Consider the following 16,658-nt stretch of genomic DNA (forward strand, 5'->3'; position numbering starts at 1 on the left):
GCCCTAAGGCGTCTTTTTCAAACTGGAGCGGGTGATGGGATTCGAACCCACGACCCCAACCTTGGCAAGGTTGTGCTCTACCCCTGAGCTACACCCGCGTTCCGTGGGCGGTGTTATTACTGAACTTTCAGGGACATGCAAGAGAGAAAATGGACCTCCCAGTCAATTTTTCAATCTGTACCGTTTCTTGTGAAGAAAGCGCCATGATCTTCTGGGGAGATGAAAAGCATTCCCACGAAAGCGCCCTTGCACACAGAGCCATCAGGCCCGATCTTCAACGGAACTAGATTTTCCCAGCAGGATGGCTTCCATTCCATGAGCAGCACTTTTGACGAACATCTGATTGGCCAGTCCCCGTCTTCAGGCAAGGCCGCATACATCGTCGAAGCAGATCAGACGACGTTCATGGCGGATGTTGTTGAGGCCAGCCAGCAGATCCCGGTTCTGGTGGATTTCTGGGCCCCTTGGTGCGGCCCCTGTAAACAGCTGACGCCCGTTCTGGAGAAGATCGTCCATGCTGCCAACGGACGCGTTCGTCTGGTCAAGGTCGATGTAGAGGCCAACAAGTCCCTTGCGGCTCAACTGGCTCAGATGGGGCTTCCGCTTCAGTCCATTCCCGTTGTTGTCGCGTTCTGGAAGGGCCAGGTTCTGGATCTTTTCCAGGGTGCACAGCCAGAAAGTGAAATTCGTCATTTTGTCGAATCGCTTTTGAAAGCTTCTGGCGGCACAATGCCCGCAGCAGATATTCTGGCAGCAGCCAAGACAGCGCTAGCAGACAACCAAGCTGCGGAAGCTGTGGGCCTCTACGCGCAGGTTCTCGATGCAGAACCTGAAAACCCTGAAGCATGGGGCGGGATGCTCCGCGCGCTTCTGGCCCTCGATGAACTAGAGGGCGCAGAAGAAGCGTCCAGCCAGATCCCTGCCAAGCTTAATAACCATCCTAAGATCACAGGGGCACGTGCGGCACTCGCCCTCAAAATAGAAGGTGCAGCGGCAGTTTCCGAACTGGATAGTCTCAGACAACAGGCCGCCGCTTCACCGGCTGACTTTGATATCCAGTTCAAACTGGCCGGGGCACTCAATGCTGCGGGAAATCGCGCTGATGCTGCCGATGTTCTGCTGGGTATTATCCGTCAGGACCGTGATTGGAACGAAGGTGCTGCCAAAACCGAGTTGCTTCGTTTCTTCGAAGCGTGGGGCCATACGGACCCTGTAACGCTTGCTGCGCGTCGCAAGCTCTCTTCTCTCCTGTTCTCGTAATCCCATGACGAAAACGCCCGACACCTTTCTGGATCTGAATGATATCCCGCGCAGGGTTCCAGCTCTTGCGGACCTCACTCTTGCGGACATTCCACCGCGGGTCGGGCTTTTCCCACTTTCCGGGGCCATGATCCTGCCTGGCGGGCATCTTCCTCTGACGGTCTTTGAACCCCGCTATGTCGCCTTGCTGGAGGACGCGCTTGCGGGGCGTCGCCTCATCGGGATGATTCAGCCTCAGGAAGAGGACGAATCCGATCCTCTACCGGTCCTGCATAACATCGGGACACTGGGCAGAATTACCAGCTTTACGGAATATTCTGACGGCACGTTCTCCATCACGCTTCTGGGCATCACGCGCTTCAGATTGCTGATGGAAGGCTTGACGCAGCGTGGCTGGAGGGAAGGCACCATCGATGCCTCCCCTTTCTTCTCGGATCTGCTGGAAAGCGACCCCTCCCCGATTAACCGGGCACGCTTGTTAAGCCGTCTGAAAAGCTATCTGACAGCACATCAGCTCCAGACCGACTGGTCTTTGCTTGATGAACTGGATGATGACATGCTGCTCGTCATCCTGCCGATGCTTGTTCCGTTCAGTTCTGAGCAGAAACAGGCCCTTCTTGAAGCAAGCACGCTGGATGACCGCGCCGGGGTCTTGCTGGATCTTCTGGCAAAAGGCATGGAATGACCATGAATACTGAACTTGACCCTCGCCTCCTGTCTCTTCTGGTCTGCCCCCTCACCAAAGGGCCGCTCACCTATGACCGTAACACGCAGGAACTCATCAGCCCGCGCGCAAAGCTGGCATTCCCAATCCGGGACGGCATTCCCATCATGTTACCGGAAGAAGCACGTTCGCTCTGACTGAAGATTTTCTTCAGAGCTGATGCTGTGCTGGAAGATCGTTCTGAACCTTGAAGTTCATGACGATCTTCATCAGCTGAGCAGCATCCCCAACCAACTCCTGACTGGAGTTGCTCATCTGCCTTACGATCGCGGCGTTGGTTTTGGTCACAGCTTCAAGCTGTGTGGTGCTGGTGTTGATATCCATAATCCGCTGCGCCTGAGCTTCTGCACCTGAAGCAATCTGCCCCACTGCTTCTCCCAGGCGATTCACAGATGCACTGATGTTACCGAGTGCAGCCCCTGTCTCATCGACCATCTTCACGCCACGCTCCACGTCTTCCATACTGCTGCTGATCAGTTCCTTGATCTCGCAAGCTGCAGTCTTGGATCTCTGGGAAAGCGCGCGTATTTCCTGAGCAACAACGGCAAAACCTCGCCCGGCATCCCCGGCATGCGCAGCCTCTACGCCTGCGTTTAAAGCCAGAAGATTTGTCTGGAAGGCAATTTCATCGATAACGCCAATAATCTGAACAATCCGCGTGGATGATTCCGAAATTTTGGCCATCGCTTCAACTGTCCGAGCGACAACTTCCGTACTTTGCCCTGTCTCCTGACAGCAGGCTTCAACCGTCTCATCTGCTTGTCGCGCCTCTTCCGCCACTTCCTTTACGGACGTCGTCAGTTGCGTGATGTTACGCGATACTGTCCCCAGTGCATCGACCTGCTCCGCGATACGACACGCGATGTCTTCGGACGAGCTGCTGAGTGTTCGGGCGCGATGCTCCACCACGCCCGACGTAGAGCGTACACCCTGCACAATTCGCCCCAGCCCACTACAGGCACGCTGAAAGGCTCCGCTCATCCGGGCTGCCTGACTGGCGAGCTCCGGATCAATATCCTGTACAAGATCTCCCTCAGCCATGCGGTCCAGCGAATCTGCAAGAGCTTCTGAAAGTGCTGACAGACTTTCAGTGCGCTCCTTCTCGGCGCGCGAACGCTCCTGCCCATCCAAATTCAATGTGTATGTCTGAAGGCCAAGCTCCATATCCAGAAACGCGGCTTTCACCAAAACGCCTACCCGCGCAGCAACATCGTGACTGGTTAGACCTAATGGGCGCTTACCGAACAGCTTGCCAAGAAATCCTTGTTTCTGCTTTGGCCAAGCGTCTTGAATAACGCCAGCGACAATACCTTCGACCAGTAGTCCATAACTGCCGATATACCACTGTGGATCCAGGCCAATCCGGGCGTGAGTATTCCCGATCGCCCGCGTACTCTGGACATAATCGGGGCCAAAATCACCCTCGAGAATACGGCTCCAGTGCATTTCCTGCTGTGTGCGGGCTGAATTCTGATGGGCAGAGCTTGAGAAAAAACGGGCAAGCGCTGGAGTCTCGTCCACACGGCGATAAAACCGGTCAAGCGCGGGAGGCAAAATCCGGCGGACTTGCTGGCCAATTCGCGCTATCAGGGCCTTCTCACTGGCTCCGATCCCCAAAAAGGTAAGGCGCTCTTTCATATCTGCCGCGACCTGCTCGGTCATTTCTGGTCTCCAAGACGTCAACTCGGCCCACTGGTGAGGACGCTTTCGCCCTACCACGCCAATAGTTACGCAATCATGAAGACCGGACCGTCAGACGGCCTCGCTGTCCTTAATTTCCGCTATTCTTCCCGTATGACACTTCGGTATCCGGCACGGCAGGGCGCGGGGTGATGTCGGCTGTATTGCCACCTACACCACTCGTCCCAAAGGTCATTCCTTCCGAGGACGGAGCACTGCTTTCCCGGGGACGGTTTTCCTCGCTCATTCCCCCAGGCGGCATCGGCATGACGGGCGCATCGTCCGCATAAGACATGCCACTGGCATGAGGCCGGCGATGAGTAGCTCTATCCGGAGCGGCTCCCGGCGGGGGCAGCGCGGTCATATCCGCAGCCGGTCCGTCAAACATTGAACCAACACCACATCCCGTCAGGGACAGGCAGGACACCATCAGGGAAAGAGAAAACCACCGCATAAGCTGACATTACCATTTCCTTGCGGTTGACGCATCCCCATCTCAAATGGGACACAGCGCTGCCTGAAGCTGCTTCATGCCCCACAGTCGAGGACGTTTTTTGATGTTTGAAGGCCGGATTACTTCTGCCGCCACACTGCGACGGGCCTGGTGGGACAGTCTCTTTGTGGACCACTCCATCTTCCGCCTCGGCTGGACAAATCTTTCGGAAGTCGTTCCTGGCAAGGTATGGCGCTGCAACCACCCAACACCGTCACGTCTGCGCAGACTGACGAAGAAGCTTCACCTCAAGACGCTCGTAAACCTGCGCGGGCATCGCAAATGCGGGTCGGATGCCCTGTCCCGCGGAACGAGTGAAAAGCTGGGTCTGACGCATCTGGATATGGCATTTGAGAGCCGGGGCGCCCCCCACAAGGATCGCATCCTACGCTTTCATGCCATGTATCAGACTCTTCAGTTTCCAATGCTGATGCACTGCAAGTCAGGCGCTGACCGCGCAGGACTGGCTTCGGGGCTGGTCGTGATGTTCGAGGGGGGAACAGCAACAGATGCGCTCAGGCAGTTGCACTGGCGCTTCGGACATTTCAACCGGTCCCGCACGGGCATCCTGGATGCATTTTTCCTGCGTTACCGCGCTGAAGCCGAAGGACGTCTTTCCTTCATGGACTGGCTTCAGACCGAATACGATGAAGACCGTTTGCGGGCCGATTTCAAAGCGGGCAAGATTTCGTCCTTCCTGAACGATAGCGTCCTGCGCCGCGAATAGGCTCTGGCTTATTCTTCTGCCGGGCCGAGGCTGCGGATAAGGTCCAGCATTCGCTTGCGTACGGAGGGATCTGGAATGCGATAATAGGATCGCACCAGGTCAACCGTTTCACGACGGCTGAACAGCGCCGCCTCATCGGCTGGCAGATCAAACAGCCGAGGCGGTTGAACCGCTTTACGGGGCGGACCGCCGAAAGTGGCCTGCGTTTCCGCAAAGCCCGTCGTGACCGAAGGCTGAATGGGAGCAGGCGCCGTTTTGGGGGCCACATCCTGCATATCATCAAAGAAAAAACCGATCGGCACATCCAGAACACGCGCCAGATCGTAAAGACGGCTCGCCCCTACACGATTAGCGCCGCGTTCATATTTCTGGATCTGCTGGAACGTCAGCCCCAGCGCCTCTCCAAGCTTTTCCTGTGAAAGCCCCATCAGCGTGCGTCGCAGCCGAATGCGGTTTCCGACATGCACATCGACCGGGCCAGCAGCCGAAGCACTTTTTGGCTCGGCCTTAACGTGACCCGTAGACATGATGATCCTCCTCTGAGACCAAGAGAAGGTAAATAAAACAACCCTAGATTGTCAATATTAACCTTTTTGACGCATTACAACCCGCTCTCTCTTGCGGCGAACCGTTGGCCAGAACGAGAGCAAGACGCACAGTATCGACAGAGATAGGGGAATGGCGCGTCCATACCGGGAGAATATCGTTGGTGAGAGGGGTGACGGAATATCACTCACAATGACATCTGCCCGTCCCCAGCCCAGACGAACCGTTTCACGGCCAACAGCATCATAAATCGCTGAAATGCCCGTGTTGTTCGCGAAGACAACCGGAAGACCTTCTTCCACTGCCCGCAGACGGCCCGTGGCAAGATGCTGGCGTGGGCCAGCACTGTTGCCGAACCAGGCATCATTGGAAATTGTGACCAGCCAGTCAGGCCGATCATGCCGCGCAACGACAGAGCCCGAGAAAATGATCTCGTAGCAAACCATTGGGCCAACACGGCCAATATCAGGCAGATCCCATGTCTTGAGCCCTGGGCCGGGAGTCAAAACTCCTGGAAGCACGTTGAAGGGAATAATCCAGGGCTGGTATTCCCCGAATGGCACCAGGCGGCTCTTGTCATAGATGGATGTGATCTTGCCATCCTGATCCACCAGTTCGAGGCTGTTGTACCAGTGGCCATTTTCTTCACGATCTGACCCAATCATTGCCGAAGCACCGCCGGCTGCATGGGCGATCACTTGTCGGGCCAGTTCATCCTCGTCGAGCAGCCCCGGAAAGCCGGATTCTGGCCAGATGACAACCACAGGCCGGTCATCTCCCATCAATCTGGCCTTCTGCGTGCCCTGAGCCGTCAGGCGGAGATAGCGTCGAAAATTTTCGACGCTTTGCCGGCGGTTGATGATTTCATTTTCCGAGACATTCCCCTGAACCAGAACCGCACGCGGATTGCTGATCGGCAGTGGAGTTACGGTGGTAAGCCGCCAATAGCCGCCACCGAGCCACAGCACGCTGCACACGAGCACGCTTAAAACAGCAACACGCCCACGGAAAAGCGCCAGAGATGCCAGGACCAGTGCAAGGGTCAGACCGTCGACACCCAGAATGGACGCGGGCTGGATCAGCGCATTGCCGATCGAACCCGGTAATTCCAGATCACTGCCCAGTGGATTCCAGGGGAAGCCTGAAAAAATCAGGACGCGCGCCATATCAACGACAGTCCAGCTTCCGGCGAACATCAGAATACGGCGCCATCCCGCTGGCACAACACGACAGAGAACCGCCGGAACAGCCATCAGCGGGGCAATAATGAGCGCAACACCCGGAGCCGCGAACGGGATGACCCACCAGAACTGATGGATGCGCGTCAGAATGGCATTGGTCAGCCAATACAGGCCTGCCGTGTGGAATCCCATTCCGAACAGGAAGCCGCAAAGAGCAGCCTGCTTCCAGGATGCCGCATCCTCAGAGGCGCGATAGAGGACCAGCAGCCCGAGAGGGAGCACAAAAAGCGCACAGACAGGCGGAAGAGACAGGGCAGAAAACGCCCCTGCCAGCACCATCAGGCCGGCAAGTCGCCAGCCACGCACAGGGAGCGTCGAAATCATGAAGATGATTATCCGTTAGAAAAAACGACCGGGCCACAGAGGCCCGAGCCGGAAATCAGTCCAGAGCGTCCCGAAGGCGGCGCTCGTAATGGCGATAATATTTGTCCGCCAGAAGTTCACTCTTTACCAGAACGGCTACGTCCGTCGTGTTGAACTGCTCGTCCACGACAGCGCCGTCTCCAACATATCCCCCAAGGCGGAGATATCCTTTGATGAGAGGCGGCAGCTTGTTCAGGCAGGCCCGGTAATCAAGCGTATGCGGGTCCGTACGCAGCATTTCCACATAACGATCTGGGAGCGCCCGAATTCTGAGAGCCGGAGGAGCCAGATGATTATGATGCAGATAGGTCAGTTGATCGGAGAGCGCATCAGGATCTGTGCCCGGAAGGCTTCCGCAACCGAACAGCACGTCGATCCGGTGAAGGAAGATGTAGGATGCAATACCACGCCAGAGGAGCTGCATTGCAGAACGTCCACGATGTTCGCGAGCCACACAGGACCGGCCAACCTCAAGCAAACGCCCCGGAAATTCCGTCAGGGTCGAAATATCGTATTCGGAAGCCGTGTAAAAACGGCCAATCTTCTCGGCAGCATCGGAACGTAGAAGGCGATAGGTTCCGACAACGCCTTCTGCACCAGAAGAAATGCTGTGGTCGATGACGAGTAGATGGTCGGCAACCTCATCAAACTCGTCCACATCCCGCTTTGTACGGAATGCGCGTTCGTCCGGGTGTGCGCCAAGTTCTTCAAAAAATACACGATACCGCAGGGCCTGAGCAGCATCACGCTCAGCTTCGGTAACAGCGATGCGAACACCCAGAGAACCGCCCCGAAGCTCCTGGAAACCACCGTCGCGGTTCAGAGCCAGCGTGGAGAGGGTCTCCATCTGTTTGAGTGTTTCTTCACTACTGATGAGCGAATGGGCTGTCGGTGAGGTTTTTTCCTCGGCCGGATTGGTGCTCATGATCCGCTCTTGTTCCTGTTCTTGGCAACAGTCTGCTTCGGAGTTTCTTTTTCAAGACGATGACCGAAGAGTTCTATGCGGTGTGAGACGAGATCGAATCCGAGACGTTTTGCAATCTGCGTAAGCAGACGGACAGGTTCGTCATCTTCAAATTCGATGACACGACCACTGTCCACATCAATCAGATGATAGTGATGGCCACTGTCGCTTGCCTCATACCGGGCACGTCCGCCACCGAAATCACGGCGTTCGAGAATCCCTTTTTCTTCCAGAAGACGCACGGTCCGATAAACCGTGGCAACGGAAATACGGCTGTCTATGGCGGATGCGCGCCGATAAAGCTCTTCTACGTCCGGATGGTCGCTGGCTTCAGACAGAACATGGGCAATGACCCGACGCTGTCCTGTCATCTTCAAACCATTTTCCACGCAGAGGCGTGCAATGGGAGAATCATCGACAACGACGGAACCTTCTGGCTTCCGACCTTGCGTGCGAGCGCGTCTGTCCGCGATTTTCATATCTACGACCATATCAGCGGCCTAGCCGAAAACCGGACCATTTGTCCAATCAGAGATGCAAATAAAAGAACCGGCTTCCTGCGGATGAAGATCAGGAAGCCGGGAAACATCCTCAGTCTTCGCGACGACGGCCGAGGCCGATCTTGCGTGCCAGGGAGGAACGATGGCTTGCGTAGTTCGGAGCAACCATCGGGTATTCCGGCGGCAGACCCCAACGCTCGCGGTATTCCTGCGGCGTCATGTTGTAGGCTGTCTTGAGGTGACGACGAAGCAGCTTCAGCTTCTTCCCGTCTTCAAGACAGATGATGTAGTCAGGAAATACTGATTTGCGGGGCGGAACTGCTGGCACCGGCTTCTCAGCGGGAACCTCTTCCTGCACATCAACCGTTGCGAGCGAATCATGTACCGCACGAATAAGACCCGGCAGCGCGTCGGCTCCGATGTCATGGCTGGATACGTAGGCGGTAACGATCTGGGCGGTCAGATGGCGCAGATCGAGGTCTGCAGTCTCATGCGGCATAGTGTAATAGTCCTTCATCCGGAAACGACGAATTCTCTATCAGTAGAAGCTCATTACCATCAAGCAAAAACAAGGAAAAACCAGAATATGACAAAATATGAAACATTTCTTCTTGATGTAAGCAGCAAGATTTGTCCGATGACGACTGTATATGTCCGCGCGCGCCTCGACATCATGACTTCTGGTCAAAAAATAAAAGTGATCGTTAAAGGCGATGAACCCAGAAAAAATGTAACCGCATCGGTACTAGCACTTGGGCATAAAATAATAGAAAATTTACCACACCAGGAAGAGACTGATCTTTACTGCCTACTCATTCTGAAGGCGTAGAGACCAGAACCAGAGCATCGCTTCCATCACGATAATAGCGACGTCGATGGCCGGCCTTTATAAAACCGCACCGATCATAAAGTTTTTTTGCTGCATTGTTACTTATTGATACTTCCAGAAATATTTTTCCTTTTGGAAGTATTTGCTCAACCAGAGATTTTCCCAGACCAAGACGCCGGAATGACGGTCGAACAGCCAATGTCAGGACCTCTGTTTCATCCATGACGGTTCTGGTCAGGATAAAGCCCGCAGGCTCATTTGCTTTAAGAACAACCAGAGCTTCTGTGCCGGGAAGACCGAGAAGAGATGTGAAGGAGTCCGCATCCCACACTTCTCCTCCCGCAAACGCGTCTTCATGAAGCGCCGCCAGTAACGGAGCGCTTTCCACGCCCGTGACTTGAAATATTAAATCCGGAAGAGACGGCGTCATTGAGGGAGAGGGCGAAGTCCGGCAGCGGGCGGTTTGGCTTCGGGGGGGTCGACATACAGAGGCATCAATGGCGCCGAAGACTGGGTCTCAGCGGCACGGACAATACCGAGAGCATCCGGAGCGACACAGGCCACAACACGACAAGGCCACGTCTCACGCTCAGACACTGCGTCGCCGGCAATAACCTCAAATGTAGACGCGTCGAGATCGTCAGCAGAAACTGCGAAAACCTCGCCCGCCGGTGGGTCCACAAAATATCGATCGCGTCTGGCAACACTGATGCAGGTTACATCAGGCTGACTGAGCGTAGCCCGAATGGCAGCGCCCAGAGTAACACCAATCGTCGGGCACCCCCATCCTGCGGCCAGACCTGCGGCAAGAGAGAGTGATGCTCTTAAACCGGTGAAAGACCCCGGACCGATTACAGCGACAACCCTGTCAGGCGTACCAGACCAACCACCAGCTTCGAGAACAGTCCGTAGCGCAGGAGCAAAGTGCTCGGAAGCCCCCCTCCCCGCCAAATGCTGTTCAGCAACGATACGACCGTCTTCGACGAGCGCTACAAGATTGGTCGATCCCGTTGCGGCACCTGCGCCGTTAAAAACAACGGTCCTCACAGACACAGACACGCCTCGCCGAAGTCGAGACGTGGCGCACGGGGTTCTGCATGGTCCGGATGAGGCTCGTTTTCAGCAGGGTAACCAAGTCCCACCAGAAAATTCGCCCGCCAGCCCGAGGCTGTCAGCAGCGCGTCTTCCACCATGAACGCATCGAACCCGGACATCGGCATGGCGGCCAGTCCGAGCATCCGTGCCGCCAGAATAAGATAACCGCCTTCCAGCGTACCGTTCCGGAAAGCCGTCTCTTCCGAAAGCCCGACATCCGCCGCAAACCAGTCCCGCAGGCCTTCATCTGCGCCAAGACGCGGCAAAGCCTCGAAAAACAGGGGATCATGGCAGACGACAGCCAGAACCGGTGCCGCCATGGCCCGAGCGACATTTCCCGGTGAAAGGACCGGGCGCAGGCGTTCTTTAGCGTCCTGCGTCGTCAGAAACACAAAGCGTCCCGGAGAGCAGTTGCCCGACGTGGGGCCAAGCTTCACCAGATCGTAAAGGTGACGCAAAACATCTTCCCCGACCGGACGCGGTGAAAACGCACGCGGTGTTCGGGCCTGCGTGAAAAGCACTTCGGCTCCCGGCACGGGACCGGAAGCCAGATCGTCAGTCACGGGAAGAGACGTCTGGCCATCCATGGATCAGTCCTCGACCTGCTCGACGGACTGCACTTCCGGCACATAATGACGGAGCATGTTTTCAACACCATGCTTCAGCGTCGCGCGGGAAGACGGGCAACCGGAACAGGCGCCCTGCATTGTGAGGTACACAATCCCGTCCCGATAACCACGGAAAGCGATGTCACCGCCATCTCCGGCAACAGCGGGACGAACACGTGTGTCCAGCAGATCGCGGATACGCGTCACGACATCTGCATCTTCCGGCGCGACGTCGTATTTCAGCGCTTCGTCATCACCGGCCAGAACAGGCTTTCCGCTTTCGAAAAACATCGTCAGAGCGCTGAGGACCACAGGCTTGAGATCGCCCCAGCTGACGTCCTGCGCCTTGGTGATGGACACGAAGTCACTTCCCAGGAAGACGCGCTTGACATCTGGCAGGGCAAAGAGGGCTTCAGCAAGCTCGGAGCGGCCTTCGGCAGCAGAAGCTTCGCCAAAATCAACCGTGCGCGTGTCATTCGTGACCGGTCGACCCGGAAGGAACTTCAGCGTGGCGGGATTCGGAGTATCTTCGGTTTCAATGAACATCGTCATCATGTCCTCAATGGCCAGTCCGCACCTGACATGTGCCACTTCAGCCGCTGGCGCAAGGGTCTGGACCAACGTAGTCCCACTTCTTGCCCGTCAGCTCTGAGGACGGGCACCAATCGAAGGCTTGCGCGCTGGCGGCAACACAATCGTCGCACACAGACCTCCATAGCCCTTTTCAGCGTCTCCCCGCCCAAGCTTGAGATAGCCCCCTTCCCGGGCAATCTCGCGGGTTACAATAGCCAGGCCGAGACCAATCCCACCTGTCTGCCGAGAGCGAGATCCTTCGAGCCGATAGAATGGCGCCAGAACCCGCTCGTATTCGCTCTCAGGAATGCCGGGGCCGTTGTCCTGAATGGAAATTTCTATGGCGCCGTCTTCCTGAACCCTCAGCGTTGCGAGGGCATTTCCCCCGTAGTTCAGGGCATTTTCAATCAGGTTGGACAGAACGCGTTTGATGGCCAGAGGGCGGACGTGAACCAGGGCACGGTCCGGTCCCTCATAACGAGCGTCCTTGCCGTGATCCGCATGGTCATCAACCAGAGTCGCAAGGGTGGCGACAATATTGATGGTGCGAGGTTTTTCCGGATCATCTGCGCCTGCAAGATAGGCAAGAATACCGTTGACCATCCCTTCCATCTCATCGAGGTCCGACTCGATGGCGGCCTGCGCTTCCCCATCATTGAGAAATCCGCACCGGAGTCTCAAACGCGTCAGAGGCGTGCGGAGATCGTGTGAAACGGCAGCCAGAGCCTGCGTTCGGTCGTTGATCAGGCTCTGGATACGGCGCTGCATGGCATTGATGGCCCGCGCAACCCCGCGAACCTCACGCGGGCCACGCTCTGCAAGCGGAACCCACGTTTCGTTCGAGCCGATCTTGTCCGCCACAGAAGCCAGAGCCCGCAGGGGCATGCTCAGTCCGCGAATCAGCATGGTTGCGGCGATCGCAACCGCACCTGCCGCAATCGCCGCGGAGGCTAGTCCGCGCGTAAAATGGTGGTGCCCCAGAAGACCGGGAACACGGAAATGAATGTATGTGCCATCAGGAAGGCGCTCGGACCCGAGCACATCCGGTGTGCCTGTTCCCAGTGTGTAAAGATCGAGTTGGGCCTGCGCGAGGATGGGATCATCCTTGATCAAGCGTGCCGTGAGATCCCTAAGAACAGTAGGGCGATATCCCGGCAGATGCGGCAGGGCCGTTGAGGGCTGCCAGGCAACACTCAGTTCACTGCCTGACAGCATGACTGCCAGGAAGGAGCGCTGCGTCACAGGCGCAGCAGCGAGAACCCTCAGATCTGTACTGAGGGCCTCTCCAAGCTGCGCAATGCGCACATCATCCACAATGTAGGTTTCAGCCTCACCATAAAAAACGGCGTTGGCCAGAAAGACCAGCGTGACCGCTACGGTCAGGACGACGCAAACGCGACCGACCAGCCCCAGCGGCCACAACAGGATCCGATTCTGAATATTCAGACCCGTTCAACCTCGGCCACGAAAATATATCCCAGCCCACGGACTGTACGAATCAGCTGGTCCGCATCGGAACCAAGCTTGCGACGCAGGCGGCTGACCAGAACATCGATGCTGCGGTCAGACACATCGCCCAAACGGGTCCGTGACAGTTCCAGCAGACGATCACGTGCAATAACGCGCTGCGGGTTATCGAGGAAGCTGGTCAGAAGGTCGTGTTCTGCGCCTGAAATATCGACAGTTGCCCCACTCGGGTCTGTCAGTTCACGACGGCGCAGGTCCAGCATCCAGCCTGCGAATTGCAGTCTTTCACGCCGCACCTTCTCTGGTGCCGCACTTGGGCTGCCACGACGGAGCACTGCCCGAACGCGGGCCAGAAGCTCGCGCTGCCCGAAAGGCTTCGGCACATAGTCGTCCGCACCGGATTCGAGGCCGGTCACACGGTCGCGTTCTTCACCACGGGCAGAAACCATGATGATGGGAACCTGCGAGGGGGGCGTTTCGTCAACATGACTGGCCCCCTGGCCATTGCGCAGGGCACGGCACAGCTCAATGCCATTCGTGCCTGGCAACATGATGTCAAGGATGATGAGATCAACCGGAGCCACTTCAAGAGCGGCCCACATCTCATCTCCACTTGCCACACCACGGGCGCGGAAACCGCCGCCCTGTAATGCGCGCAGAATGAGGGTCCGCATTCCTGCGTCATCTTCGACAACAAGGATACGGGCGGGAAGATCGGGATCGGAAAGATTTGGCACCATACTTTTCCATAATCGCAGCAGGGCAGATACCACAAGCAACAAATCTGGGCTGAAACTGTTCCCTTATCTTTAGCGCTCATGACGGAAAACATTTTCTGGCTTACAATACACGAAACGCAGGAACAGCCTATCTCGGTTCCTGCACTCGACCGGAGTCTCCCATGACAAGCGTTTCTCCCGGCGTCGTAACGGGCGCCGACTACCAAACTCTTCTTCAGGCGTGCAGGGACGGCGGATACGCCCTTCCAGCCATCAATGTCGTTGGCACCAACAGCGTCAACGCCGTTCTGGAAGCGGCCGCAGCCAACGGCTCGGACGTGATCATCCAGGTTTCAAACGGTGGCGCGCGCTTCTTCGCAGGCGAGGGTCTTCCGGATGCCCATCGCGCCCGCGTTCTTGGCGCAGCATCGATGGCTCATCATGTCCATCTGCTGGCCAAAGAGTATGGAATCGCCGTCATCCTTCACACGGATCATGCTGATCGAAAGCTGATTCCCTGGCTGGAAGACCTGATTTCCCTAAGTGAAGCAGAGTTCAAAAATACAGGCCGCCCACTTTTTTCATCCCACATGCTCGACCTCTCGGCCGAAACACTGGATGACAACCTGGCCCTTTCCGAGAAACTTCTGACGCGCCTCGCCCCGCTGGGCATGGGTCTGGAAATCGAGCTTGGCGTTACGGGCGGTGAAGAAGATGGCGTCGGCCATGATCTGGAAGAAGGTGCGGACAATGCGCATCTCTATACCCAGCCGGAAGACGTGCTGAGAGCCTGGGAACTGCTCTCGCCTATTGGCATGGTCTCCATCGCCGCGTCTTTCGGCAACGTTCATGGCGTCTACAAGCCAGGTAACGTCAAACTTCGACCAGAAATCCTGAAAAATTCTCAGGATGCCGTACAGAAAGCTACAGGAAGCGGGCCGAAGCCCCTCCCGCTGGTCTTCCACGGTGGATCAGGGTCAAGCCTGGAAGAAATCCGGGATGCCGTGTCCTACGGGACCTTCAAGATGAACCTGGATACGGACATCCAGTTCGCATTTGCTCATGGCGTCGGCTCCTATGTGAGCACGCACCCGGTCGCTTTCCAGCACCAGATTGATCCCGCCACGGACAAACCCATGAAGTCCTTCTACGACCCCCGCAAATGGCTGCGTGCGGGTGAGAAGTCTATCGCGGAGCGGATGAGCGAGGCCTTTGAAATCCTCGGCTCCAAAGGTCAGTCCATCGCTCGGAGCTGAAACAGCTCCGAGCGATGGCGCCGGGTCTCAGGGACCCGGCGTTGCCGAGGCAAGCTTCGTCTTGGTCACGTCCTGCGCTGCAGGGACAACCTCTTCCCAGCCTCCGCCAAGCGCATTGTAGAGACGCGCCAGATTGGTCGCGACAGTCGCATCACTGTCAGCAAGACTCATTTCAGCGGATTGCAGCTGACCCTGCGCGTTCAGCACGTTCAGGTAGTTCGTCAGGCCACTGCGATACTGGCTCTGGGCCAACTGGAGCGCCTTGCGGTTGTCGTTCACAGCCCGCTCAAGCCCCTGATGACGGAGCTGCTCATCCCGGTAAGCGATCAGCGCATTATCGACATCATGCCACGCCTGAATGACTGTCTGCTGATAGGAAATTGCCGCAGCTTTCTGGGCATATTTCTTCAGCTCAAGCTGGCCGCGCAAACGTCCTCCCTGAAAAATCGGCAAGGAAATGGACGGGCCAACGTTCCACGCACGCGCATTCCAGAATCCAAGATCACGGAATGACAGAGTCTGGAATCCGAAGTCTGCATTGATGGTAATCTTCGGATAGAAATCGGCCGTGGCTTCACCCACTTCTGCCACAGAGGCACGCAGCTTGGCTTCAGCTTCCCGGATATCCGGACGGCGATGCGCCAGTTCAGATGGCAACCCGACAGGAACGACCGGCGGCACCACAGGGATGCCTGCATCTTTGTTCAGTTCGGCATTCAGGCTACCCGGAGGCGCACCCAGCAACAGCGCGAGTGCATTTTCTTCCTGCGCCACACCCTGCTGAAGCTGAGCAGCCTGCGCTTCGGTGTCATGTTGGCGGGCCTGCGCGGAATCGACATCCACTTCCGTGACCAGACCGCTGCGATAGCGGCTCTGGGAAATATCCACGATCTGCTTCAGCGTTCCGAGATTGTCCTGAAGGACCTTCAGGCGCTTCTGGTCCCCGCGGAGCGTCATGTATCCACGCGCCATATCGGCCTGCTGGGCGATCAGGACCGAGCGGCGCTCTTCGTCCGTTGCCTGAAGGTCTGCTTTGGCAGCATCGTACTGGTGGGCCACGCGGCCCCAGAGATCGATTTCGTAGCTAGCATCAATGGATGTCTTCCACTGGTTCAGCAGAGGGATCGTGGCCCCACTGGCTGCACCACTGAGAATGCTACTGCCCTGATCTCCCAAAAGCCCGTTGTCGGACTTGGCAATATTGCCGCCCACACGATTGATGATTTCCTGCATCTGCTTCGTGCTGAACTGACTCCGTGTGTAGGAGCCAGAAGCACTCAATCCAGGAAAGCGCTCGGCCCCTGCCATCATGAGCTGCGCACGGCTCTGTGCCAGATTGGCCGTTGCAAGACGGAAGGACAGGTTCTGCTGAACCAGACGGTCTTCCAGAGAAACCAGCTCCGGATCATTGAAGACTGTCCACCATTTGCTGGCAGCTTCAGCTTCGCTCGTCACACTGTCAGGGGCTCCTGCCATGTGATCGGCATAGTGCGCCGGAGACCAGGGATGAGGCTCATGATATTCCGGTCCGACCCGCAGGCAGCCGGAAAGAGCAACAAGGGCGCAGCCAGACAGCAGCGCGCGGGATAGAAAGGCTGCGCTCACAAAGAAAC

20 protein-coding genes and 1 tRNA gene are annotated in these 16,658 nt (G+C 56.9%); 6 read left to right on the forward strand and 15 right to left on the reverse strand.

Annotated features, from left to right (window positions below):
• Positions 1–23: 23 nt before the first annotated feature.
• A tRNA-Gly gene (locus tag KP707_RS04800) sits at positions 24–98 on the reverse strand.
• Positions 99–315: 217 nt separating this feature from the next.
• Here KP707_RS04800 and KP707_RS04805 point away from each other — a divergent pair.
• Genes KP707_RS04805 through KP707_RS04815 form a run of 3 tightly spaced genes read left to right on the forward strand, consistent with a single transcriptional unit; the run spans position 316 to position 2,121 of the window.
• Positions 316–1,260 (forward strand): co-chaperone YbbN, encoded by a 945-nt coding sequence (locus tag KP707_RS04805; protein ID WP_211502516.1) that lies wholly within the window; start codon positions 316–318, stop codon positions 1,258–1,260.
• Positions 1,261–1,264: 4 nt separating this feature from the next.
• Entirely contained in the window at positions 1,265–1,945 is a 681-nt protein-coding gene (locus KP707_RS04810; RefSeq protein ID WP_046900671.1) for an LON peptidase substrate-binding domain-containing protein, read from the forward strand.
• On the forward strand, positions 1,942–2,121 hold the full coding sequence (locus tag KP707_RS04815) for a Trm112 family protein (RefSeq protein WP_211502328.1): 180 nt from the start codon (positions 1,942–1,944) through the stop codon (positions 2,119–2,121). The genes KP707_RS04810 and KP707_RS04815 overlap by 4 nt, the downstream gene beginning before the upstream one ends.
• Positions 2,122–2,134: 13 nt before the next feature.
• Here the strand turns inward: KP707_RS04815 and KP707_RS04820 are convergent, their stop codons facing one another.
• Both KP707_RS04820 and KP707_RS04825 read right to left on the reverse strand, forming a co-directional pair.
• Positions 2,135–3,646 (reverse strand): globin-coupled sensor protein, encoded by a 1,512-nt coding sequence (locus KP707_RS04820; protein WP_211502329.1) that lies wholly within the window; start codon positions 3,644–3,646, stop codon positions 2,135–2,137.
• A 109-nt stretch (positions 3,647–3,755) separates the two neighbouring features.
• Entirely contained in the window at positions 3,756–4,118 is a 363-nt protein-coding gene (locus tag KP707_RS04825) for a hypothetical protein (RefSeq protein ID WP_211502330.1), read from the reverse strand.
• A gap of 103 nt (positions 4,119–4,221) precedes the next feature.
• On the opposite strand from KP707_RS04825, the gene KP707_RS04830 reads away from it, so the two are divergent.
• Entirely contained in the window at positions 4,222–4,884 is a 663-nt protein-coding gene (locus tag KP707_RS04830) for a tyrosine-protein phosphatase (protein WP_211502331.1), read from the forward strand.
• 8 nt (positions 4,885–4,892) lie between these two features.
• Here KP707_RS04830 and KP707_RS04835 read toward each other — a convergent pair whose 3' ends face one another.
• From KP707_RS04835 to KP707_RS04855, 5 genes are all read right to left on the reverse strand, one after another.
• Positions 4,893–5,411, reverse strand: a complete 519-nt coding sequence (locus KP707_RS04835; RefSeq protein WP_086633475.1) for a helix-turn-helix domain-containing protein — start codon at positions 5,409–5,411, stop codon at positions 4,893–4,895.
• Between the two features lie 57 nt (positions 5,412–5,468).
• A complete protein-coding gene (gene lnt, locus KP707_RS04840; RefSeq protein ID WP_249202794.1) occupies positions 5,469–6,995 on the reverse strand; it encodes an apolipoprotein N-acyltransferase in 1,527 nt (508 codons plus the stop codon).
• Positions 6,996–7,050: 55 nt separating this feature from the next.
• A complete protein-coding gene (locus tag KP707_RS04845; protein ID WP_174694812.1) occupies positions 7,051–7,881 on the reverse strand; it encodes a GNAT family N-acetyltransferase in 831 nt (276 codons plus the stop codon).
• A 74-nt stretch (positions 7,882–7,955) separates the two neighbouring features.
• Positions 7,956–8,489, reverse strand: coding sequence for a Fur family transcriptional regulator (locus KP707_RS04850; RefSeq protein ID WP_052750032.1), 534 nt, complete (start codon positions 8,487–8,489; stop codon positions 7,956–7,958).
• A gap of 100 nt (positions 8,490–8,589) precedes the next feature.
• Positions 8,590–8,997, reverse strand: a complete 408-nt coding sequence (locus tag KP707_RS04855) for a MucR family transcriptional regulator (RefSeq protein ID WP_046900664.1) — start codon at positions 8,995–8,997, stop codon at positions 8,590–8,592.
• Between the two features lie 87 nt (positions 8,998–9,084).
• On the opposite strand from KP707_RS04855, the gene KP707_RS04860 reads away from it, so the two are divergent.
• Positions 9,085–9,327, forward strand: coding sequence for a sulfurtransferase TusA family protein (locus tag KP707_RS04860; RefSeq protein ID WP_211502332.1), 243 nt, complete (start codon positions 9,085–9,087; stop codon positions 9,325–9,327).
• Here KP707_RS04860 and KP707_RS04865 read toward each other — a convergent pair.
• From KP707_RS04865 to KP707_RS04890, 6 genes are all read right to left on the reverse strand, one after another.
• Positions 9,311–9,757, reverse strand: coding sequence for a GNAT family N-acetyltransferase (locus KP707_RS04865; RefSeq protein ID WP_211502333.1), 447 nt, complete (start codon positions 9,755–9,757; stop codon positions 9,311–9,313). The two genes, KP707_RS04860 and KP707_RS04865, sit on opposite strands and share 17 nt — an antisense overlap.
• Entirely contained in the window at positions 9,754–10,380 is a 627-nt protein-coding gene (tsaB, locus tag KP707_RS04870) for a tRNA (adenosine(37)-N6)-threonylcarbamoyltransferase complex dimerization subunit type 1 TsaB (protein ID WP_338085308.1), read from the reverse strand. The genes KP707_RS04865 and tsaB overlap by 4 nt, the downstream gene beginning before the upstream one ends.
• A complete protein-coding gene (locus KP707_RS04875) occupies positions 10,371–11,009 on the reverse strand; it encodes a malonic semialdehyde reductase (RefSeq protein ID WP_211502335.1) in 639 nt (212 codons plus the stop codon). Before KP707_RS04875 ends, tsaB begins: the two co-directional genes overlap by 10 nt.
• A gap of 3 nt (positions 11,010–11,012) precedes the next feature.
• The gene (locus KP707_RS04880) at positions 11,013–11,576 is read right to left on the reverse strand and encodes a NifU family protein (RefSeq protein ID WP_211502518.1); all 564 of its coding nucleotides are present in this window, start codon (positions 11,574–11,576) and stop codon (positions 11,013–11,015) included.
• Positions 11,577–11,672: 96 nt separating this feature from the next.
• Positions 11,673–13,025, reverse strand: a complete 1,353-nt coding sequence (locus KP707_RS04885; protein ID WP_046900660.1) for an ATP-binding protein — start codon at positions 13,023–13,025, stop codon at positions 11,673–11,675.
• 20 nt (positions 13,026–13,045) lie between these two features.
• Positions 13,046–13,810 (reverse strand): response regulator, encoded by a 765-nt coding sequence (locus KP707_RS04890; protein ID WP_064274614.1) that lies wholly within the window; start codon positions 13,808–13,810, stop codon positions 13,046–13,048.
• Between the two features lie 161 nt (positions 13,811–13,971).
• On the opposite strand from KP707_RS04890, the gene fbaA reads away from it, so the two are divergent.
• A complete protein-coding gene (gene fbaA, locus KP707_RS04895; RefSeq protein ID WP_211500482.1) occupies positions 13,972–15,045 on the forward strand; it encodes a class II fructose-bisphosphate aldolase in 1,074 nt (357 codons plus the stop codon).
• A 27-nt stretch (positions 15,046–15,072) separates the two neighbouring features.
• Here fbaA and KP707_RS04900 read toward each other — a convergent pair whose 3' ends face one another.
• Positions 15,073–16,650 carry an efflux transporter outer membrane subunit gene (locus KP707_RS04900; RefSeq protein ID WP_211495518.1) on the reverse strand — a complete coding sequence of 526 codons (1,578 nt, stop codon included), beginning with the start codon at positions 16,648–16,650 and terminating at the stop codon, positions 15,073–15,075.
• Positions 16,651–16,658 lie beyond the last annotated feature (8 nt).

It is taken from the genome of Gluconobacter sp. P5E10, assembly GCF_018812145.1.
GTDB lineage: Bacteria > Pseudomonadota > Alphaproteobacteria > Acetobacterales > Acetobacteraceae > Gluconobacter > Gluconobacter cerinus.